Consider the following 20,870-nt stretch of genomic DNA (forward strand, 5'->3'; position numbering starts at 1 on the left):
CGTGGGCGGCGCCGGGGGCTGCGCGGGGACGGGCGGTGGGGTGGTCGGGCGGGGCGGCACAGGAGCGCGCTGCGCTTCGGTACTCATCCGGCCCCCTGGTTCACGTCCCCGTACCGCCTGCGGATCAACGTCCCGGACCGGCCGTCGGTCATCCGCGTGACCGTCACTCTACGGGGTGAAGAGCACCCCGTGGGCACAGGACGGAGGGGTGCGGGGGATCTGCACCGAACGTCCCCCTACCCAGTGGTACGACCGTCTGGCAAGCTGCGGCCATGACTGCCCGCGCCGCTGACCGGACCCGTTACAACCGGGCCACCGCCCATCTCGACGCCCCCGTGGCCGTGGTGGACCTGGAGGCTTTCGACGCCAACGCCGACGACCTCGTGCGCCGGGCGGGCGGGAAGCCCGTCCGGGTGGCGAGCAAGTCGGTGCGCTGCCGAGCCCTTCTGGAGCGGGTGCTCGCGCGTCCGGGATTCGCCGGGATCATGTCGTTCACCCTCGCGGAATCGCTGTGGCTGGCCAGGGCCGGCTTCGACGACGTACTGCTGGCCTATCCGTCGGCCGACCGGGCCGCGTACGCCGAGCTGGCCGCCGATCCCAAGCTGTCCGCTGCCGTGACCGTGATGGTGGACGACCACGCACAGCTGGAGCTGATCGACGCGGCACGGGCCGGCGGAACCGAGGAGATCCGGATCTGTCTGGAGCTGGACACCTCGCTGCAGATGCTCGGCGGCCGGGTCAGGATCGGCGCCCTGCGCTCACCCCTGCGCTCGCCCGCCCAACTGGCCGAGCTGGCCCGCTCGGTGGCCCGTAGGCCGGGCTTCCGGCTGGTGGGGCTGATGGCGTACGAGGGCCACATCGCGGGAGTCGGGGACTCGGTTGCCGGCAGGCCGCTGCGGTCGCGTGCGGTCCGCCTGATGCAGGCCACGGCCCGCAAGGAGCTGGCGGCGCGGCGGGCGGAGGTCGTGCGGGCCGTCCGGGCGGTGACGCCTGACCTGGAGTTCGTGAACGGGGGCGGCACCGGCAGTGTGCAGCACACCGCGGCCGAGTCGGCGGTGACCGAGATCGCTGCCGGTTCGGGGCTGTACCTGCCGCGGCTGTTCGACAACTACACCTCGTTCACGGGCCGTCCGGCCGCCCTGTTCGCACAGCCCGTGGTGCGGCGGCCGGGGGTGGGTGTGGTGACGGTGCTGGGTGGCGGTTATCCGGCGTCCGGGGCCGCGGGCCCGGACCGGCTGCCGGTCCCGTACCTGCCCGAAGGGCTGCGCTACGACCCGCAGGAGGGTCCGGGAGAGGTGCAGACGCCGTTGCTCGGCTCGCCCGCCGATGATCTGCTGATCGGGGACAAGGTGTGGTTCCGGCACGCCAAGGCCGGTGAGCTGTGCGAGCGCTTCGACGAACTGCAGCTGATCGAGGGCGACCGGATCACGGCGACCGTGCCGACGTACCGGGGCGAGGGCCGAACGTTCCTCTAGGGTCTTTCGCTCGGACGGGGCCGGAGCGGGGTCAGGGTCCGATCGAGCTGCCGACGCCTCCGTTGGTGGCGCTGTCGCCGAGCGGGCGGATGCCCCGGGTGATGGTGTCCATGAGCGAGACCGGCAGCTTGTCCTGGCCGGCGTCGAACGCGAAGCGGACGATGACCGGCGTCTCGCTGCCCACGGCCGAGGGGAAGACGAGCGACTGCACGAATCCGCCGGGGCCCCTTCCCGTGGTGACCTGCCGGCGCACCAGATATCCGGTCCGCCCGGCCACGCTCACGGACTTGGACGCGAGTTCCTTCTGCGACGTGATGCCGCCGTGGATCGGGTCCCCGACGAAGTTCTCCCCGTAGGCCTTGTCCGCGGCGGTCTTGATGTCCTCCTCGGCCAGAGCCTCGACGGAGGTGACGTCGGTGCCGCTCGCGGTGCGGACGGTGACCGTGCCGTGGTAGCAGTAACTGCCGGAATCGCCGGGGCAGGTGTAGGACTGGACCGTGCGCATCGTGGTCGCGTCGTCGAGCGTGCTCTCCGGCTTCTCCCAGCCGTCGGGGACCGGCAGGGTGATCCCGTTGAGCTGGTCGACGAGCAGCTTCGGGTCGTCCGCGGGGGCGTCGTCGGCCGACGGGGTGTCCGTGCTCGGGGTGCCGGTGGTGCCGGTCGCCGGTGCGGAGCCGCTGGGTCCGGGGCCCGCCTGCGTGCCTGTGCCGCCGTCCTCGCCCAGCACCAGGATTCCGGTGACGGCCGCGCCGGCGATCACGAGGACCGCCAGCGCGATCGCGACGACCCGGGTGGTCCGGCCGCCTCCTGGGGCGGGGGCCGGTGGGACCTGCGGTGCGAACTGCTGCTGGAACGCGACGGGCTGCGCGACGGCGGGCGGCCTGGTGTGCCCGGTCCAGGCCGTACCGTCCCACCAGCGCTCGATGCCGGGCGTACTCGCGTCCGGGTACCAGCCGGGAGGGGTCGCGTTGCTCATGCCCCCACTCTAGATTCCGGTGCGGGAAGCCCTAGAGAGGAGTCACGTACGCCCCTGAGATCCCGCCGTCGACGAGGAAGTCGGTGGCGTTGACGAACGAGGAGTCGTCGCTGGCCAGGAAGGCGACGGCCGCCGCGATCTCCGTCGCCTCGGCGAACCGGCCGACGGGAATGTGCACCAGCCTGCGGGCGGCCCGCTCCGGGTCATTGGCGAACAGCTCCTGGAGCAGTGGGGTGTTGACCGGCCCCGGGCACAGTGCGTTGACGCGGATCCCCTCCCGGGCGAACTGCACACCGAGTTCGCGGGACATCGCGAGCACTCCGCCCTTGGACGCGGTGTACGAGATCTGGGAGGTCGCCGCGCCCATCCGGGCCACGAAGGACGCGGTGTTGATGATCGAGCCGCGCCCCTGGCGCCGCATGTAGGGAAGGGCCGCCTTGCAGCAGAGGTAGACGGAGGTGAGGTTGACGTCCTGGACGCGCTTCCACGCCTCCAGCCCGGTGGTGAGGATGGAGTCGTCGTCGGGGGGCGAGATACCGGCGTTGTTGAAGGCGATGTCCACGGATCCGTAGGTGTCGTACGCGGCCTTGAACAGCGCCTCGACCTGCTCGGGGTCGGTCACGTCGACCTGTACGAAGGTGCCCCCGGCTTCCTTGGCGGCCGCTCTGCCCGCGGTTGCGTCGATGTCGCCGCAGACGACATCGGCCCCTTCGGACGCCAGCCTGCGGGCGGTGGCGAGACCGATTCCGCTGCCCGCTCCGGTGATGACGGCGGTGCGGCCGACGAGGCGGCGGCAGATGTTCCCGGTGTCGGTGGTCATGTGTGTTCAGGCCTCCGTGCCGATGAAGACGTTCTTGGTTTCGGTGAATGCCGCGAGGGCGTCGGGCCCCAGTTCACGGCCGAGTCCGGACTGCTTGTAGCCGCCGAACGGTGTCCAGTAGCGGACGGCGGAGTGGGAGTTGACGGACAGGTTCCCGGCCCGCACCGCCCGGGAGACCCGCAGGGCACGGCCCACGTCGCGGGTCCAGATGGACCCGGCCAGGCCGTACTCGGTGGCGTTCGCCAGCCGGACCGCGTCCGCCTCGTCCTCGAAGGGCAGCACGACGGCGACCGGCCCGAAGACCTCCTCGGTGGCGACGCGCGCGTCCGCGGGGACGTCGGTGAGGACGGTGGGCGGGAACCAGAACCCGGGCCCTTCGGGGGCGCTGCCCCGGATGCCGGCCGCGCCCTCGGGGACGTAGGAGCGGACCCGCTCCAGCTGGGTGCGGGAGATCAGCGGGCCCATCTGGGTCTTCTCGTCCGAGGGATCGCCCACGACCACCGCGGCGAGGGCAGGGGCGAGGAGTTCCAGGAAGCGTTCGTGGACGGAGCGTTGGACGAGGATGCGGCTGCGGGCGCAACAGTCCTGGCCGGCGTTGTCCAGGAAGGACAGGGGCGCGGTGGCTGCGGCGGTCTCGATGTCGGCGTCCGCGAAGACGATGTTGGGGCTCTTGCCGCCGAGTTCGAGGGTGAGCCGCTTCACGCGGTCGGCGCACGCGGCCATGATCTGCTTGCCGACGCCGGTCGAGCCCGTGAAGACGATCTTGGCCACTCCGGGGTGTTCCACCAGTGCCCTGCCGGCGACCTCACCCGCGCCGGGCAGCACCTGGAAGAGGTGCTCGGGCAGACCCGCTTCCCGGGCGAGCCCGGCCAGGTGCAGGGAGGTGAGCGGGGTCGTCTCCGCCGGTTTGAGGAGTACGGCGTTGCCGGCGGCGAGAGCCGGGGCGAGGCCCCAGGCGGCGATCGGCAGGGGGAAGTTCCAGGGGGCGATCACCCCGATGACACCGAGGGGTTCGAGGAAGGTGACGTCGATGCCGCCGGGCACGGGGATCTGACGCCCGGTGAGGCGCTCCACTCCCCCGGCCGCGTAGTCCAGCAGATCGCGGACGTTGCCGGCCTCCCAGCGGGCGTTGCCCAGGGTGTGGCCCGCCTCGGTGACCTCCAGGCGCGCGAGCCGTTCGCCGTGTTCGTCGACGAGGACGGCGAAGCGGCGCAGCAGCCGGGCGCGGTCGGCGGGGGCGAGTGCGGCCCAGACCTGCTGCGCCGCCGCGGCCCGCGTGACGGCGGCGTCGACCTCGGCGACGGTGGTGGCGGGAACGGTGGCGACGAGCCCTTCGGTCGCCGGGTTCAGTACTCGGTGCTCGGTGATCACAGGTGCCTCACAGACGTTCGAAGGAGCGGCGGAGCTCCCAGTCGGTCACCGCGGCGTCGAAGGCCTCGAGTTCGACACGCGCCATGTTGCGGTAGTGCGCGACGATCTCCTCTCCGAAGGCCTCCCGGGCCACGTCGCTGTCCTCCCAGAGGGCCGCCGCTTCGCGGAGTGTGGTGGGGACCTGGTCGTACCCGGCGGTGTAGGCGTTGCCCTCGCACGCCTCGGGGAGTTCGAGTGCGTGCTCGATGCCGTGGAGTCCGGCGGCCACGAGGCCTGCGACGGCCAGGTACGGGTTGACGTCTCCGCCGGGGAGCCGGTTCTCGAAGCGCATCGAGCGGCCGTGTCCGACGACGCGCAGGGCGCAGGTGCGGTTGTCGTGGCCCCAGGCGACGGCCGTCGGGGCGAAGGACCCGGGCTGGAAGCGTTTGTAGGAGTTGATGTTCGGCGCGTAGAGCAGGGAGAAGTCGCGCAGGGCGGCGAGCTGGCCGGCGAGGAAGTGCCGCATCACGGGGGACATCGTGCCGTCCTCGCCCGCCATGACGCTCTGGCCGTCTTCGTTCCGGAGCGAGAGGTGGATGTGGCAGGAGTTGCCTTCGCGCTCGTTGAACTTGGCCATGAAGGTGAGCGCGACGCCCTCCTGGGCGGCGATCTCCTTGGAGCCCGTCTTGTAGACGGCGTGCTGGTCGCAGGTGACCAGTGCCTCGTCGTAGCGGAAGACGATCTCGTGCTGGCCGGGGTTGCACTCGCCCTTGGCCGACTCGACGGTGAGGCCGGCGGCGGCCATCTCGTTGCGGATGCGGCGCAGCAAGGGCTCGATGCGGCCGGTTCCGAGGACGGAGTAGTCGATGTTGTACTGGTTGGCCGGGGTGAGATCGCGGTAGTTGCGGTCCCATGCCTGCTCGTAGGTGTCCTTGAAGACGATGAATTCGAGCTCGGTGCCGACATGGGCGGTCAGGCCGTGCGCGGCGAGCCGCTCGAGCTGGCGGCGGAGGATCTGGCGGGGGGCGGCGACGACGGGGGAACCGTCCTCCCAGGCGAGGTCGGCGAGGACCATGGCCGTGCCCTCGTGCCAGGGAACCCTGCGCAGGGTGGCCAGATCGGGGTGCATGGCGAAGTCGCCGTAGCCGTTGGCCCAGGAGGACATCGCGAATCCGTCGACGGTGTTCATGTCCGTGTCGACGGCGAGCAGGTAGTTGCAGCCCTCCGCGCCGTGTTCCAGCACCTCGTCCACGAAGAAGGTCGCCGCGAACCGTTTGCCCTGCAGCCGGCCCTGCATGTCGGGGAAGGCAAGGACGACGGTGTCGATCTCGCCGCTCGCGACGAGCAGACGCAGCTCCTCGGGCCGGAGCGGGGGTGTTCGGTCTGCCACGGGGTACTCCTCGTTCGGTCAGCCGGAAGGCTTAAGGTATGGGACAGAACCATTGAGGGGAAGGGGATCGGGACGTGGCGCAGGAGACCGGGGAGACCGGGCCCTTCGACCGGCTGCTGCCCGTACTGAGGCCGGTCCGCGCGGGCAACGGCTTCGAGGAGGCGCTGGAGCAGGTCCTCCAGGTGGTCCGGCTCGGCCTGGTGCCCAGCGGCGGGCGGCTGCCCGCCGAGCGGGATCTGGCAGAGCTGCTGGGGATCAGCCGCGTCACACTGCGCGAGGTCCTGAAGGTGCTCCAGGAGCAGGGGCTGGTCGAGGCCAGGAGGGGCAGGTACGGCGGCACGTTCGTGCTCCCCCGCGCCGGCGGGGCCGGCGGTGGCGAGCTGCGCCGCCGGGTGGAGGGGGTCGACATCCAGGACGTTTTGCGCTTCCGCGAGGTGCTGGACGCCGGGGCGGCCGGGCTGTGCGCGGCCCACGGCCTCGACGACGAGGGCGTGGACCGGCTGCGCAAGGCACTGATCGCGACACACGAAGCACCCCTGCCCGACTACCGCAGGCTCGACACCCTGTTCCACCTGACGCTGGCCGAGCTCTCCGGCTCCCTGTCGCTCACCGCCCAGTACGCCGCCGTGCGGGCGACCCTGAACAATCTGCTGGACTGCATACCCCTGTTGGTGCGGAACCTCGAACATTCGCAGCACCAGCACACGGCGCTCGTCGACGCGGTGCTCGACGGGGACGAGGAGGCCGCGCGTGCGGTGATGCGCGAGCACTGCGCCGGAACGGCGGCGCTGCTCCGGGGTTTCCTGGCTTGAACCCGATCTTCCGGATCGCGTCTCTTGCGTACCGCCCCGGTACGCACAAAGGTATGACGCACCACCATTGCACCGGGCCTGGTCCGCGGACCGCCCGCCGGAAGGACCGCACCATGCACGAACCGCTCATCGGCGTCACCACCTACCTGGAGCCGGCGGCGCGCTGGGGTGTCTGGGAGCTCCCCGCAGCGGTGCTCCCCTCGGCGTATCCCCGACTGGTCCAGCGATCCGGCGGCCTCGCGGCCCTGCTGCCGCCGGACGCCCCGGAGCGCGCGTCGGACGTCGTGGCCAGGCTGGACGGGCTGGTGATCGCGGGCGGCGCCGACATCGACCCCGTGCTGTACGGCGCGGAGCGCGACTTCAGGACCGGGCCGCCCGCGCACGAGCGCGACGCCTGGGAGCTCGCGCTGCTCCGTGCGGCAATGGAGGCAGGCACCCCGGTGCTCGGTATCTGCCGCGGCATGCAGCTGCTCAACGTGGCACTGGGCGGCACACTGAGCCAGCATCTGGACGGGCACACCGGCCCGTTCGGCAAGGCGGGGGTGCTCGGCGAGCACGCGGTGTCGCCGGTGCCGGGGACGCTGTACGCCTCGCTCGTGCCCGAGGAGGCGTCCGTACCCACGTACCACCACCAGGCCGTGGACCGGCTCGCTCCTGGTCTCGTGGTGTCCGCGCACGCGGCGGACGGCACCGTCGAGGCGGTCGAACTGCCGGGCCCGCAGTGGGTGCTCGGGGTCCAGTGGCACCCCGAGATGGGCGAGGACCTCCGGATCATGCGGGCCCTGGTCGCGGCGGCCCTGGAACGGACGAGCCCGTCCGTCGTCTGAGGGCAGGGACGGAAGCGGTCCGGGTCGGGTCGGGTCGGTCCGGGTCGGTCGGTCGGTCCGGGGAAGCGGACAGGATCCTCGGGCCTACGCCTCGTCGGCGGTCAGTGAGAGCAGGTCGCGGGCGGGGCCCGTGGGGCGGTGGCCCGCGGGCCAGACCGCCCGCAGCTGACGTCTGAGCCGGACACCCGCCACGGGGACCTTGACCAGGCGCCGGGCGGACAGCTCCTCACCGAGGGCCAGTTCGCTCAGCACGCAGGGACCGGCCCCACTCTCCGCCGCCCCCTTGACCGCCGTGGTCGAGGAGAGTTCCAGCAGCGGCCGCGCGAGTCCGCCGTGCACGGCGAGTGCGGCGTCCAGGACCTGCCGGGTGCCCGAGCCGTGCTCCCGCAGGATGAGCGGGGTCGCCGCGAGCTCCTGCGGGGTCAGCTGACTGCGGCGGCGGGCCCACGGGTGGGTGGGCGCGACCACGACGACGAGGCGGTCGTGCGCGATGACCGTGCCGTCGAGCCCTTCCGGCACCGAAAGGCCCTCGACGAAACCGAGATCGGCCTCACCCGCGAGCAGCCGCAGGGCAACCACGGCCGAGTTGCCCGCGGTGAGGGACACGGCGGTTCCGGGGCGTGCGGCGCGCAGCGCGATCAGCCAGCCCGGCAGCAGGTATTCCGCGATGGTCATGCTCGCCGCGACCCGCAGCCGGGAGTCGCGCCGGTCCCGCAGCGCCTGCGCACCCGCGTCGAACGCCTCGGCGGCCTCGACGACCCTGCGCGCCCAGTCGGTGACGAGGGCGCCCGCGTCGGTCAGCCGGGAGCCCCGTGGTGAACGGTCCAGCAGCGCGACGCCGAGCTGCCGTTCCATCGACCGGATGCGGCTGGAGGCGGCGGGCTGGGTGATGCCGACGTCCCGCGCGGCCCGGCCCAGGCTGCCGTGCCGGGCGACGGCGAGCAGCAGCACCATCGCACCGAGGTCGGGGACCCGGTGGGACAGGGGGCCGTGTTCGTCAGCGGGGCCGGACGGCGGGGCGCTGGACATCGGTATGGACATAAGCCCAGCTTATGACGTCATAGGTCCGGGCTCCCTGGTGGGCGGGAACCCGCCCACCGAGAATCGTGGCATGGCCATCTTTCCGCAGATCCAGTCCCGGGTTCTCGCCCCCGCTCCCGCCCCTCTCCGGCTCCCGTCCCTGCGGTACATCGGCCCCAACTGGTACGCCACGGTCATGGGCACCGCGATCGTCGCCACGGCAGGGGCGGGGCTGCCCGTGCACGTGCCGGGGCTGCGCGGTGCCTGCCTCGCGGTCTGGGCCGTGTCCGCGACGCTGCTCGTCGTGGTCCTCGCGGCCCGCGCCGGGCACTGGATGCTGCACCGGGACCAGGCCCGTGCCCACGTCCTGGACCCTGCCGTGGCCCCGTTCTACGGCTGCCTCTCCATGGCGCTGCTCGCGGTCGGCGCGGGCACCCTGCTGGTGGGCCGGGACGTCATCGGGCATTCAGCCGCGGTCGCCGTTGACGCGGTGCTGTTCACGCTGGGCACGGTGGCCGGTCTCGCCGCGGCGGTCGCGATCCCGTACCTCATGGTCGTGCGGCACCGCCCGGAACCCGGCACCGCGTCGCCGGTCTGGCTGCTCCCCCTCGTGGCGCCGATGGTCTCCGCCGCTGTCGGTCCGCTGCTCGTGCCGGAACTGCCCGCGGGCCAGTGGCGCGAGGCGCTGCTGCTCGCCTGCTACGCGATGTTCGGGCTGTCGCTGCTGGCGACGCTGGTGATCGTTCCGCTGGTCTTCGGCCGGCTGGTGCACCAGGGCCCGCTGCCGCTCGCGCTGACACCGACCCTCTTCCTGGTGCTCGGCCCGCTGGGCCAGTCGACGACCGCGGTCAATCAACTGGCCGATGTGGCGCCGGGTGCGATCGGGGCGCCGTACGCCTCGGCGTTCGGCGCGTTCGCCGTGCTGTACGGGGTACCGGTGATGGGGTTCGCGCTGCTGTGGCTGGCGCTGTCCGTGGCGATGGTGGTGCGGGCCGCGCGGCACGGCATGGGGTTCACGATGACGTGGTGGGGTTTCACGTTCCCGGTCGGCACGTGTGTCACGGGCGCGGCGGGACTGGCCCGGCACACCGGGCTCACCGCCTTCGTCTGGCTGGCCGTCGCGCTCTACGTGCTGCTGGTGGCCGCCTGGGCGGTGGCGGGTGTGCGGACGCTGCGGGGACTGCTCAGCGGAGTGCTGCTCGCAGCGCCGCAGCCGCTTCGGTCAGCGACGGCCCGTACCACGTGAGGTGACGGCCGTCGACGAGCGCGGCGGGCAGTCCGGGGAAGGCCTCGGGGCCGTCGGTGGCGGTGAAGCGGTACGGCTCGTCGGGCAGGACGACCAGCTCGGCGCCTGCCGCGTTCAGTTCGCCCACGGGGATGCGGGGATAGCGCTCCGGGTGGTCCGCGTAGACGTTGCGTACGCCGAACCGTGCCAGCAGGTCGCCGGCGAACGTGTCGCGGCCCAGCACCATCCAGGGCCTGCGCCAGACCGGAATGACCGCGGGGCGCGGGGTGGCGGGAGGCGGCAGTGCGGCCCAGGCGGCCTCGGCCTCGTCCAGCCAGCGTGGCCGGCCCAGGCCGCATCCGGCGACCAGGACCCGTTCCAGTTCTGTGAAGGCCTGGCCGAGGGTGCGGACCTCGGTGACCAGGACGTTCAGCCCGGCCTCCCGCAGGGCGGCCAGGTCGGGTTCCCGGTTCTCCTCCTCGTTGGCGACGACGAGGTCGGGGCGCAACGCCACCACGGCCGTCACATCGGGATTCTTGGTACCGCCGATCCGGGCGGCGGAGAGCTCCGGCGGGTGGGTGCACCAGTCGGTGGCACCGACCAGCAGGCCGGGGGCGGTGACGGCCACCGCCTCGGTCAGGGAGGGGACCAGGGACACGACACGCACGGCGGAACCCCTTCCAGTGACGCAGCGGCTCAGCGACGCGAGTCGTACGTCGCGTCGATGTGCTCGGCGACCGCGACGACGAGCAGCCGGGTGCCGGGTACCGTCGCGCGCCACCGGTGCCGGACCCCGCCGGAGAGGAAGAGGGTGTCGCCGCGGCCCAGCCGGTAGGCCTGGCCCTCCGCCTCGACCTCGGCGGCACCCTCCACGACGTACATCACCTCGTCGTTGCGGTGCTGGAACTCGCGTCCCAGGTCGTGCTCGCCCACGAATTCCAGGACGCTGAGCTGGTGGCGGCCGCGCACCAGTCTGCGTACGCCGTCGTCGTCACCCGCCCGCACGACGTCCACGGAGCGCGCCGAGTCCGCCGCTGCCCGCAGCCGCTCGGTCGTGGTCTCCAGTGCTTCGGCCACCCGGTCCAGGGAACGGGCGCTGGGTCTGGCACGCTCGTTCTCGATCTGGCTGAGGAACGGCACGGACAGGCCGCTGCGCCCGGCCACCGCGGCCAGTGTGAGACCCAGGGTCCTGCGCCGTCGGCGAACCGCGGCACCCACTCGAAGGGCTTCCTTGTCGTCCATGTCCGGCTCCCTCCCCGGATCGCCATCCTCCCGGTTGCCAGCACCCTACGCATGTCGTTTGCGGGATGGAGCCGAAGTGAATGGCCGGGAAACGTTCCGGGAGGGCTCCGACCAGCACGAAGGGGGCGGCCCCGGCGCACTGCCGGGGCCGCCCCCTTCAGGGTGTTGACTGCTGACGCGGACCGATTTCAGCTGCCGACGGGGGCCAGCTGGTCCACCACGTCCGGGTTGGCGTCCATCCAGTGGCGGGCGGATTCCTTCTCCTTGCCCGCCCCGCCCTTCTGGATCTCCACCTCGAGCGAGGCCAGCTGCGCCTCACTGAGCTTGAAGTCCTTCAGCCAGCCGGTGAACTCCGGGAAGTCCTTGGCGAAGTCCTTCTTGGCGACCGTGTGGATCTGCTCGCCCTCGCCCCAGGCACCCTTGGGGTCCTGGAGCTTCTTCAGGTCGTGCTTGCCGTAGGCCCAGTGCGGCGACCACAGGGTCACCACGACCGGCTCCTTCTTCTTGATCGACCGGTTCAGCTCGGCCAGCATCGAGGAGGTGCTGGAGGAGACGACCTCGTACTCGCCCTCCAGGCCGTACTCCTTGAGCACCTTCTTGTTCAGCGTGCCCATCATCCCGGCACTCGACTCGATGCCGATGATCTTGCCGTTGAACTTCTTGCCCTGGCCCTTGAGGTCCTCGAGCGAATCGATGCCCTCGACGTACGAGGGAACGCTCAGCTCCAGCGAGGTCGGCCCGTACCAGGAACCGAGATCGGTGAGGTTGTCCTTGTAGCGATCCCAGTAGTCCTTGTGCGTGGTCGGCAGCCAGGAGTCGAACTGGACGTCCAGCTGTCCCTGCGCGAGGCCGGTGTACAGCGGGCCCGGGTCGAGCTGCTTCACGGTGGTCCTGTAACCGCGGTCCTCCAGCATGTTCTGCCAGAGGTAGGTGGAGGCGATGGCCTCGTCCCACGGGAAGTACCCCATGTTGACGGTCTTGCCCGCGTCCTTGCCCTGCTTCGCACCGCCCGCACCGCCGGGCACCGGCGCCAGCTCGTCGAGGAGGCCGGGGTTCTTCTTCAGCCAGCTGCGTACGCCGTCCTGCTCCTTGCCCTGGCCGGCTCCCTGGATCTCGTTCTCCAGGCTCGTGAGCTGCTTCTCGGTGAGCTTGAACTTCTTCAGCCAGTCGGCGACGGCCGGCGCCTTCTCGGCGAAGCCCTTGTGGGCGACGGTGTGGATCTCTTCGCCCTTGCCCCAGGCCCCCTTGGGGTCCTTGAGCTTCTTCAGGTCGTGCTTGCCGTAGGCCCAGTGCGGCGACCACAGGGTCACCACGACCGGCTCCTTCTTCTTGATGGAGGCGTTCAGCTCGGCCAGCATCGAGGAGGTGCTGGAGGAGACGACCTCGTACTCGCCCTCCAGGCCGTACTCCTTGAGCACCTTCTTGTTCAGCGTGCCCATCATCCCGGCACTCGACTCGATGCCGATGATCTTGCCGTTGAACTTCTTGCCCTGGCCCTTGAGGTCCTCGAGCGAATCGATGCCCTTGACGTACGAGGGAACGCTCAGCTCCAGCGAGGTCGGCCCGTACCAGGAACCGAGATCGTCCAGCTGGTCGCTGTACTTGTCCCAGTAGTCCTTGTGCGTGGTCGGCAGCCAGGAGTCCGTCTGGAAGTCGACGTCGCCGCGGGCGACGCCGGAGTAGAGCGGGCCGGCGTCGAGCTGGGTGATGCCCGTGGTGTAGCCGCGCTGCTCCAGGAGCTCCTTCCAGAGGAAGGTGGAGGCGATGCCCTCGTCCCAGGGGATGTAGCCCAGGTTGATCTTCTGGCCCTTGCCGACGTTTCCGCTGTCGGCCGTGGCGGTCCCGGAGTCGTTCGAGCCCGAGCCGGCGATGTTCAGACCGCCCGCGACGAGCGCGAGCACGACGACACCGGTCATCGCGACAGCGGTTCCCGGCTTGTAGTGCGTGAACTTCAGACGACGCGCACCGGCGGCGACCTTGGCAGCCGCTCGGCGGCCGAGCGGCGAGACCCGCTCGTTGAGCGCTCCGGTCATCCGGTCGAGGTACATGGCGAGGATGACGACGGCGATCCCGCTCTCGGCGGCGAGGCCGACCTGGAGCTGGGTGATCGCGGCGTACACCTTCTCGCCGAGGCCGCCGGCGCCGGCCATGCCGCCGATGACGACCATCGACAGGGCCAGCATGATGACCTGGTTGATTCCGGCCATGATCGTCGGAAGCGCGAGCGGGAGCTGCACCCGGGTCAGGGTGTCCTTGGGCGTGGTGCCGAACGCCGCGGCCGCCTCGACCAGCTCGCTGTCGACCTGGCGGATGCCGAGCTCGGTCATCCGGACGCCCGGGGGCATCGCGAAGACGATGGTGGCGATGACACCCGGGGTGACGCCGACGCCGAAGAACATGACGCCGGGGATCAGGTAGACGAAGGCCGGCATCGTCTGCATGACGTCGAGCACCGGCCGCAGCGCGGCGCTGACCCGGTTGTTGCGCGCGGCCCAGATACCCATCGGCACCGCGATCACGATGGTGATGACGGCTGCCACCACGACCAGCGAGAGCGTCGCCATCGCCTCGTCCCACAGGGCGAGGGAGTCGATCAGCGCGAAGCCCGCGAAGGTGAGCACGGCGGGGACGATGCCGCGCAGCCAGAAGGCGATCACGGCGAAGATCGCGGCCATGAGCAGCGGCTCGCCGCCGCCGAGGACCGCGTTGACACCGTCGTACATGCCGCCGAGGACGGTCTTGATGGCGTCGAAGATCCAGGTGAGGTTCGACTGGAGCCAGTCGACGGCGTTCTCGACCCACTCGCCGAAGGAGACCCTAGGCACCGGCGTTCACCTTCTTGATGTCACGCTGGGCCGGCAGCACGTTCTCGACCTTCGGTTCCTCGCCGAGCGCGGCGAGCAGACGGTTGCGCGGCACGACGCCGATGACGCCGCCTTCCGCGTCGGTGACGGCGACGGCGACCCCGCTGGTGGAACAGGGCGTGAAGAGCTCCGCGATGGGCGTCTCGGCGGACACCGTCGCGGGGGCCTCGGCCATCAGGTCCTCGTCGGAGCGGCCCGCTTCGGGCTGCTCCATGATCGAACCGGCGGTGAGCACGCGGGAGCGGTCGACGTCCTGGATGAAGGAGGCCACGTAGTCGTTGGCCGGCCGGACGAGGATGTCCTCGGCGGTGCCCTGCTGGACGATCTCGCCGTCCCGCATCACGGCGATGCGGTCACCGAGGCGCATGGCCTCGTTGAGGTCGTGGGTGATGAAGACGATGGTCTTCTTCAGGCGCTTCTGCAGTTCGAGCAGCTGGTCCTGCATGTCGCGGCGGATCAGCGGGTCGAGCGCGCTGAAGGACTCGTCCATCAGCAGGAGATCGGCGTCGGTGGCAAGCGCGCGGGCCAGGCCGACACGCTGCTGCATGCCGCCGGACAGCTCGTCGGGCCAGGACTTCTCCCAGCCGGCGAGGCCGGTCATCTCCAGGGCGTCGGCGGCGCGCTTCTCGCGCTCGGCACGCGGTACCCCCTGGACCTCCAGCCCGTACGCGGCGTTCTCGAGCACGCTCCTGTGGGGGAAGAGCGCAAAGTGCTGGAAGACCATGCTGATCTTGGAGGAGCGGACGCCGCGCAGCTCACGCGGGCTCAGGGCGGTGAGGTCCTGCCCGTCGAACAGCACACGTCCGGCGGTGGGCTCCAGGAGGCCGTTGAGCATCCGCAGCAAGGTGGACTTCCCGGATCCGGAGAGCCCCATGACGACGAAGATCTGACCCGGTTCCACGGTGAACGAGGCGTCGATCACCGCTGCGGTCGTTCCGTCGGCGCGCAACTCGTCGCGGTGGGTTCCGCTCTCGAGCTTCTGCACGGCTTGATCGGGTCGTCTGCCGAACACCTTGTACAGGTGCTCCGCTTGCAGCCTTGACACATACACCTCACGCGTTGAACCAAAAACGGTCTGCCACCCCCTCCGGCAGACCGTGGAGCAGTGCGGATTCGGTCCGCACAGCACGCGCATCAGTGGAGAAATGGGCGTGGTCCGCTCCGGTGCCGCGCCTGCCCTCACTTACGCAACCCAAACACGTGTGTGACCCGGCTCACTTCCCGGGGGCGGTGCCGGCGGGACGGCAGGCGTCGGCGGCGGGCGGTGTCGGTGCGGTGCGGCATCATCGGGGTGTGACGCGACGCCTGATGCTCCTCGACACCGCTTCCCTCTACTTCCGCGCCTACTTCGGCGTCCCGGACTCGGTGCGCGCACCGGACGGCACTCCGGTCAACGCCGTGCGCGGGCTCCTCGACTTCATCGCCCGGCTGGTCCAGGACCACCGGCCCGACGACCTGGTCGCCTGCATGGACGCGGACTGGCGGCCGCACTGGCGGGTCGAGCTGATCCCGACCTACAAGGCGCACCGGGTGGCGTCCGAGACACCCGCCGGGGTCCCGGACGAGGAGGAGACCCCCGACACCCTCTCCCCGCAGGTCCCGATCATCGAGGACGTCCTGGACGCCCTCGGCATCGCCAGGGTGGGCGTCGCTCCGTACGAGGCGGACGACGTGATCGGCACGCTCGCCGGCCGGGCCACCGGCCCGGTGGACATCGTGACCGGCGACCGCGACCTGTACCAGCTGGTCGACGACGCCCGCGGGGTGCGGGTGCTGTACCCGCTGAAGGGTGTGGGCACGCTCCAGATGACCGACGAGGCGTGGCTGCGCGAGAAGTACGGTGTCGACGGCGCCGGCTATGTCGATCTCGCTCTGCTGCGCGGAGATCCGAGCGACGGCCTGCCGGGAGTCCCCGGCATCGGCGAGAAGACGGCGGCGAAACTGCTGGACGCCTTCGGTGATCTGGCCGGGATCATGGCCGCGGTCGATGATCCGGCCTCGAAGCTGACCCCGTCGCAGCGCAAGCGCCTCGACGAGGCGCGGGACTACGTGGCGGTCGCACCGAAGGTGGTCCGTGTCGCCGGCGACGTACCGCTGCCCGAATTCGACGCCGCACTCCCGGACGAGCCGCGGGACCCCGCGGCCCTCGAGGCCCTCGCGGCCCAGTGGGGTCTGGGCGGCGCACTGCAGCGTCTGCTCGTCACACTCCAGGCGTGAAAGACACTCCGGGCGTGAAAGTGCTAACTTAGGCAAACCTAAGTACGCAAAGAGGTTCATCACCCCGGAGCAGGGAGTCCCTTGTGGCAGAGCGACAGGCACGCCAGGCACCGACGGCGCAGGGGGCGCAGGTCGTGCGCACCGAGCAGATCACCCCGCACATGGTGCGGGTGGTCCTCGGCGGCGACGGTCTGGCAGGTTTCGAGCTCGCAGGGTTCGCCGACCACTACGTCAAGCTGTGCTTCGCGCCCGAGGGCGCGGACTACGCACACCCCTTCAACATGGCCAGGATCCGCGAGGAGTACCCGCGCGAGCAGTGGCCCACCACCCGTACGTACACCGTGCGTTCCTGGGACCCGGCCGCCCGTGAGCTCGCCATCGACTTCGTGGTGCACGGCGATGCGGGGCTCGCGGGGCCGTGGGCGAGCCGGGCTCGGCCCGGCGACCAGGTGACCTTCCTGGGCCCCGGAGGCGGGTACGGGCCGCAGGCCTCGGCCGACTGGCACCTGCTCGTCGGTGACGAGAGCGCGCTGCCGGCGATCGCCGTGGCCCTGGAGCAGATGCCGGCGGGCGCGCTGGTGCACGCCTTCGTCGAGGTCCCGGACGCCGCGGAGGAGCAGAAGATCGTCACGCCCGACGGAGTGGTGGTCACCTGGCTGCACCGGGGCGACCGTCCGGTCGGAGAGGCTCTCACCGCCGCGGTGACAGGTCTTGAGTTCCCCGAGGGCGAGGTACAGGCCTTCGTCCACGGCGAGGCAGGCTTCGTGAAGGAGATCCGCCGTCACCTTCGGCTGGAGCGCGGGATCCCGCTCAACCAGCTGTCGATCTCCGGTTACTGGCGCCTCGGCCAGAACGACGACGCCTGGCGCGCGGTCAAGCGCGAGTGGAACGAGCAGGTCGAGCGCGAGCAGGAGAACGCCGCGTAGCGAACCCGGCGCACCCCTGCGGCCCGGTCCCCGTCATCGACGGCGGCCGGGCCGTGCGAGGATTCCGGCCCACCGACCAATCCGCACGGCCGCCGGCTTCGAATCACCCAGGAAACCGATGCGCGCCCTGGGAGGAACATCCGCGTGAAAGAGGCCGTATACATCAGCGGGGCACCCGCGCCGGGGCCCGATCTGCAGGCGCTGCTCGTCCTGGTCGCCCGTGGGGACCAGGACGCCTTCACCGAGGTGTACGACATGGTCAGCGGGTCGGTACTCGGCCTGGTCCGCAGTGTCCTGCGCGATCCCGCCCAGTCCGAGGAAGTCGCCCAGGAGGTGCTGGTCGAGGTGTGGCGCACCGCCGCCCGCTTCCAGCCGTCCCGGGGCAGCGCCATGAACTGGGTGCTCACCCTCGCCCACCATCGCGCCGTCGACCGGGTCCGTTCGGCCGAGGCGAGCGCGGCGCGGGAGCACAAGGCGGCGCTGCTGGACCGCACGCCCGACTTCGACGAGGTCTCCGAACAGGTCGAGACCCGGCTCGAGAGGGAGCAGGTCCGGCGCTGTCTGCGGACGCTCTCCGAACTCCAGCGGCAGTCCGTGACACTGGCGTACTACCGGGGGCTGACCTATCGCGAGGTCGGTGAGCTGCTCTCCGTACCACTGGGAACCATCAAGACACGGTTGCGCGACGGGCTGATCCGGCTGCGCGACTGCCTGGGGGTGAACGCATGAGCACCGCCGAGCTGCACACACTGACCGGGGCCTACGCCCTGCACGCTCTGCCGGAGGACGAACGCCTCGCGTTCGAGCGGCACCTGGACGCCTGCGAGGCGTGCGCCCAGGAGGTACGGGAGCTGTCCGCCACCGCGGCCCGGCTCGGGCTCGCGGCGTCCACCACCCCGCCGCCCGCGTTGCGCGACCGGGTGCTGCGGGAGATCACGACGGTACGGCAGGAGCCGCCGGCCCAGGGCCGGAGCGGCCGCACCGGCGCTTCCCCGGGCCGGGCAGGACGCTGGTCGAACTACGCGCTCGCCGCGTGTGTCGCCGCTGCTGCCGCGTTCGGCGGGGTCGCCGTGTGGCAGAACCAGGTCGCGCAGGACGCCCGCCAGGAGGCGGACCGCACGCAGCAGCAGAACGAGCAGCTGGCCCGGGTGCTGGCGGCGCCGGATGCCCGGATGGACTCGGGAGCCCTGGCGGGCGGCGCCCGCGGCGCGGTCGTCGTCTCGCAGAGCGAGAACAAGGCGGTCTTCCTGGCCTCCGGCCTTGCCCGGCCGCCCGGCGGCAAGGTCTACCAGCTGTGGTTCGACGACGAAGGGACCATGCGGTCCGCGGGCCTGATGGACCCGTCGGCGTCGAACGACGCCGTGCTGCTGGACGGGCCCGTCGACCGGGCGTCCGGCATGGGCGTCACGGTCGAGCCGACGGGCGGATCCGATCAGCCGACCTCACCGCCACTGGCCCTGATGGATTTCCCGGGCGCCTGAGTCGGGGCGGGGAGCCTCCGGGCGCGTTCCCCGCCCAGGGGCTGTTCAGCGCTTCCCCGGCGGCCACGGGAGGAATCCGCTCGTACGGGCCCGGTAGGCGTCGTAGCCGGGCCGTCCCGCCATGTGCCGCTCCAACAACGCCTTGCCGCTGCCGTTGATCAGCAGGAAGCTCATCACCACGGGCGACACGAGGGTCGCCGCCGCGACCGCGGGGTCGGAACACACCACGAGGAACAGTCCCCACCAGACGCAGAAGTCGCCGAAGTAGTTCGGGTGCCGGGTCCAGGACCACAGCCCCCGGTCCATGATCCGGCCCTTGTACGCCGGATCGCCCTTGAACCGGGCCAGTTGCGCGTCCCCCACCGCCTCGAAGCCGAGCCCCACCGCCCACAGCGCGGCACCGGCCCAGGCCCACCCGTCCAGCGGCCCCGGCAGGTAGTAACCGGCCTGTACCGGCGCGGAGATGAGCCAGACCAACGCCCCCTGCAACAGGTACACCTTGCGCAGGGCGTACAGCTCGGGGCTCCCCGGCGCCTTGGCCAGCATGGCCTCGTACCGCGGATCCTCCCCGTGGCCCCGGCCCCGCCGTCCGATGTGCACGGCGAGCCGCAGCCCCCAGACGACGGTGAGCGCGGTCACCAGGAGCCGGCGGGCGTGGTCCCCGTCCTGTGCCGACATGGCGTACGAGACGACGGCGACGGCCGCGAAGCTGACGCCCCACGCCACGTCGACGATCCGGTGCAGGCGCCTGCGCAGGGCGATCAGGAACGTCACGAGCATGACGGCGAGCGCGGCACCCGCCGCCGCGGCCAGGTTCTGCGCGAACGCCGCCCAGGCGAAGCCGCTCACCGGCAGGACCCCGGGCGGGGCCCCGCGACGACCGGTTCGGCCGGGGCGTGACCGTCCTGTCCGGCCGCGGCGCCGAGGCCCGGGTACCGGTTCTGGCGGGTGGCGGGCATGCCCGCGAAGCGGGTGAGGGTGTTCACGCGGTGTCCTCTCGGGTCAGGAGAATCTGCTGCACGTCGAGATAGCCGGACCGGAATCCGGCCTCGGAGTAGGCGAGGTAGAAGGTCCACATCCGCCGGAAGGTCGCGTCGAAGCCGAGGGCGTCGACCTGGGCGGCGCGTTCCTCGAAGCGCTCACGCCACAGCCTGAGGGTCTCGGCGTAGTGCAGGCCGTAGGTGCTGCGCTGCCTCGTCCGCAGGGTGGTGTGTGCGCCGGTGACGCGCTCGATCGACTCGGTGGAGGGGAGGAGCCCGCCGGGAAAGATGTACTTCTGGATCCAGGTGTAGGTGCTGCTGCTTGCGAGCATCCGGTCGTCCGGCATGGTGATCGCCTGGAGCGCGATACGCCCGCCGGGGGCGAGGCAGCGGTCCAGTGTGCGGAAGTACACCGGCCAGAACTCCTCGCCGACGGCCTCGATCATCTCGACGCTCACGACCGCGTCGTACTCGCCGGTGACGTCGCGGTAGTCGCAGAGCCGCACGTCCACGCGGTCCTCGTGGCCGGCCTCGCGGATCCTGTCCCGGGCCAGTTCCTGCTGTTCCCGGGAGAGCGTCAGAGTGGTGACGCGGGCGCCGCGCTCGGCGGCCCGGAGGGCGAGTTCGCCCCAGCCGGTGCCGATCTCCAGCAGCTCGGTGCCCCGCCTCACGCCGGCCGTGTCGAGCAGCCGGTCGATCTTGCGGTGCTGTCCGGCGGCCAGCAGGTCGTACTCGGCCGGGAATCCGCGGAAGACGGCCGAGGAGTACGTCATCGTGTCGTCGAGGAAGAGGGCGAAGAGGTCGTTCGACAGGTCGTAGTGGTGGCTGATGTTGTCGCGTGAACCCTCGGGGGTGTTGGTCTGCGCGGCGGGCTGCCGCAGCGCCCACAGTCTCCGCAGCTTCTGCAACGGCGCGGGGACGACGTCGGCCGCGTTGCCGGCGAGGACCGTCAGGACGCCGACGAGTTCCGGCGAGTCCCATTCGCCGGCCATGTACGACTCGCCGAAGCCGATCAGCCCGCTCGCGCCGATCCGCCGGAAGAACGCGTCGGGCCGCCGGATCTCCATGAGCGGCCCGCCCAGCCCGATGCTGTCGCGGCCGGCGAGCCGGGCACGCAGCGGGAGGCGTGAGAGGGCGTGCCGGACGAGCCGTTCGGCGACGGCGGTCCTGGCTCCGGACGCCCGCGGCTGGGCCGCGACATCGGGCCATCTGTCCGGGTCGATGCCCGTGAGGGGGGTCCTGGCGCCTCTGGCCTGGGTCGGAAC

Annotated in this window: 20 protein-coding genes; 8 read left to right on the top strand and 12 right to left on the bottom strand. The window is 71.3% G+C overall.

Translation table 11 applies throughout. The annotated features are described in order from the left end of the window. Positions 1-272 precede the first annotated feature (272 nt). Positions 273-1,475 carry an amino acid deaminase/aldolase gene (locus tag ABZS61_RS04140; RefSeq protein ID WP_356415772.1) on the top strand — a complete coding sequence of 401 codons (1,203 nt, stop codon included), beginning with the start codon at positions 273-275 and terminating at the stop codon, positions 1,473-1,475. Between the two features lie 31 nt (positions 1,476-1,506). Here ABZS61_RS04140 and ABZS61_RS04145 read toward each other — a convergent pair whose 3' ends face one another. From ABZS61_RS04145 to ABZS61_RS04160, 4 genes are read right to left on the bottom strand one after another with little or no spacing between them, the layout of a single operon-like run. After that, complete coding sequence (locus ABZS61_RS04145; protein WP_356415775.1) at positions 1,507-2,451, bottom strand: DUF2510 domain-containing protein; 945 nt, start codon at positions 2,449-2,451, stop codon at positions 1,507-1,509. A gap of 31 nt (positions 2,452-2,482) precedes the next feature. After that, positions 2,483-3,271, bottom strand: coding sequence for a 3-oxoacyl-ACP reductase (locus tag ABZS61_RS04150; RefSeq protein ID WP_356415777.1), 789 nt, complete (start codon positions 3,269-3,271; stop codon positions 2,483-2,485). Between the two features lie 6 nt (positions 3,272-3,277). Further along, a complete protein-coding gene (locus ABZS61_RS04155) occupies positions 3,278-4,642 on the bottom strand; it encodes an aldehyde dehydrogenase family protein (protein ID WP_356415780.1) in 1,365 nt (454 codons plus the stop codon). 7 nt (positions 4,643-4,649) lie between these two features. Then, positions 4,650-6,011: a glutamine synthetase family protein gene (locus ABZS61_RS04160; RefSeq protein WP_356415783.1), complete on the bottom strand. Its 1,362-nt coding sequence runs from the start codon at positions 6,009-6,011 to the stop codon at positions 4,650-4,652. 74 nt (positions 6,012-6,085) lie between these two features. On the opposite strand from ABZS61_RS04160, the gene ABZS61_RS04165 reads away from it, so the two are divergent. Both ABZS61_RS04165 and ABZS61_RS04170 read left to right on the top strand, forming a co-directional pair. Next, a complete protein-coding gene (locus tag ABZS61_RS04165; protein WP_356415786.1) occupies positions 6,086-6,823 on the top strand; it encodes an FCD domain-containing protein in 738 nt (245 codons plus the stop codon). Positions 6,824-6,936: 113 nt separating this feature from the next. Then, a complete protein-coding gene (locus ABZS61_RS04170; protein WP_356415789.1) occupies positions 6,937-7,650 on the top strand; it encodes a gamma-glutamyl-gamma-aminobutyrate hydrolase family protein in 714 nt (237 codons plus the stop codon). 84 nt (positions 7,651-7,734) lie between these two features. Here the strand turns inward: ABZS61_RS04170 and ABZS61_RS04175 are convergent, their stop codons facing one another. Continuing rightward, complete coding sequence (locus ABZS61_RS04175) at positions 7,735-8,691, bottom strand: LysR family transcriptional regulator (RefSeq protein WP_356415792.1); 957 nt, start codon at positions 8,689-8,691, stop codon at positions 7,735-7,737. Positions 8,692-8,761: 70 nt separating this feature from the next. On the opposite strand from ABZS61_RS04175, the gene ABZS61_RS04180 reads away from it, so the two are divergent. After that, positions 8,762-9,916: a TDT family transporter gene (locus ABZS61_RS04180; protein WP_356415795.1), complete on the top strand. Its 1,155-nt coding sequence runs from the start codon at positions 8,762-8,764 to the stop codon at positions 9,914-9,916. On the opposite strand, the gene ABZS61_RS04185 is transcribed toward ABZS61_RS04180, so the two are convergent. From ABZS61_RS04185 to ABZS61_RS04200, 4 genes are all read right to left on the bottom strand, one after another. Next, complete coding sequence (locus tag ABZS61_RS04185) at positions 9,855-10,562, bottom strand: helical backbone metal receptor (RefSeq protein WP_356415798.1); 708 nt, start codon at positions 10,560-10,562, stop codon at positions 9,855-9,857. The two genes, ABZS61_RS04180 and ABZS61_RS04185, sit on opposite strands and share 62 nt — an antisense overlap. A 29-nt stretch (positions 10,563-10,591) precedes the next feature. Then, positions 10,592-11,137, bottom strand: coding sequence for a cupin domain-containing protein (locus tag ABZS61_RS04190; RefSeq protein ID WP_356415801.1), 546 nt, complete (start codon positions 11,135-11,137; stop codon positions 10,592-10,594). A 188-nt stretch (positions 11,138-11,325) separates the two neighbouring features. Beyond that, positions 11,326-13,962 (bottom strand): ABC transporter permease/substrate binding protein, encoded by a 2,637-nt coding sequence (locus ABZS61_RS04195; RefSeq protein ID WP_356415805.1) that lies wholly within the window; start codon positions 13,960-13,962, stop codon positions 11,326-11,328. Continuing rightward, the gene (locus tag ABZS61_RS04200) at positions 13,955-15,046 is read right to left on the bottom strand and encodes a glycine betaine/L-proline ABC transporter ATP-binding protein (RefSeq protein WP_356415808.1); all 1,092 of its coding nucleotides are present in this window, start codon (positions 15,044-15,046) and stop codon (positions 13,955-13,957) included. Before ABZS61_RS04200 ends, ABZS61_RS04195 begins: the two co-directional genes overlap by 8 nt. Before the next feature lie 263 nt (positions 15,047-15,309). Here ABZS61_RS04200 and ABZS61_RS04205 point away from each other — a divergent pair, with 263 nt between their 5' ends. The 4 genes from ABZS61_RS04205 (at position 15,310) to ABZS61_RS04220 (ending at position 18,625) form a co-directional block, all read left to right on the top strand. After that, entirely contained in the window at positions 15,310-16,218 is a 909-nt protein-coding gene (locus ABZS61_RS04205; RefSeq protein ID WP_356416403.1) for a 5'-3' exonuclease, read from the top strand. Between the two features lie 83 nt (positions 16,219-16,301). Next, positions 16,302-17,144: a siderophore-interacting protein gene (locus ABZS61_RS04210; protein WP_356415811.1), complete on the top strand. Its 843-nt coding sequence runs from the start codon at positions 16,302-16,304 to the stop codon at positions 17,142-17,144. Between the two features lie 144 nt (positions 17,145-17,288). Next, entirely contained in the window at positions 17,289-17,873 is a 585-nt protein-coding gene (locus tag ABZS61_RS04215; RefSeq protein WP_356415814.1) for a sigma-70 family RNA polymerase sigma factor, read from the top strand. Next, positions 17,870-18,625 (top strand): anti-sigma factor, encoded by a 756-nt coding sequence (locus tag ABZS61_RS04220; protein WP_356415817.1) that lies wholly within the window; start codon positions 17,870-17,872, stop codon positions 18,623-18,625. Before ABZS61_RS04215 ends, ABZS61_RS04220 begins: the two co-directional genes overlap by 4 nt. Before the next feature lie 45 nt (positions 18,626-18,670). On the opposite strand, the gene ABZS61_RS04225 is transcribed toward ABZS61_RS04220, so the two are convergent. From ABZS61_RS04225 to ABZS61_RS04235, 3 genes are read right to left on the bottom strand one after another with little or no spacing between them, the layout of a single operon-like run. Then, positions 18,671-19,474: a DUF1295 domain-containing protein gene (locus ABZS61_RS04225; protein WP_356415819.1), complete on the bottom strand. Its 804-nt coding sequence runs from the start codon at positions 19,472-19,474 to the stop codon at positions 18,671-18,673. Continuing rightward, positions 19,471-19,611: a hypothetical protein gene (locus tag ABZS61_RS04230; RefSeq protein ID WP_356415822.1), complete on the bottom strand. Its 141-nt coding sequence runs from the start codon at positions 19,609-19,611 to the stop codon at positions 19,471-19,473. Before ABZS61_RS04230 ends, ABZS61_RS04225 begins: the two co-directional genes overlap by 4 nt. Further along, complete coding sequence (locus tag ABZS61_RS04235) at positions 19,608-20,828, bottom strand: cyclopropane-fatty-acyl-phospholipid synthase family protein (protein ID WP_356416406.1); 1,221 nt, start codon at positions 20,826-20,828, stop codon at positions 19,608-19,610. Before ABZS61_RS04235 ends, ABZS61_RS04230 begins: the two co-directional genes overlap by 4 nt. Between the last annotated feature and the right edge of the window lie 42 nt (positions 20,829-20,870).

The sequence above is a fragment of the Streptomyces sp. NPDC005566 genome, from assembly GCF_040605575.1.
Lineage (GTDB): Bacteria > Actinomycetota > Actinomycetes > Streptomycetales > Streptomycetaceae > Streptomyces.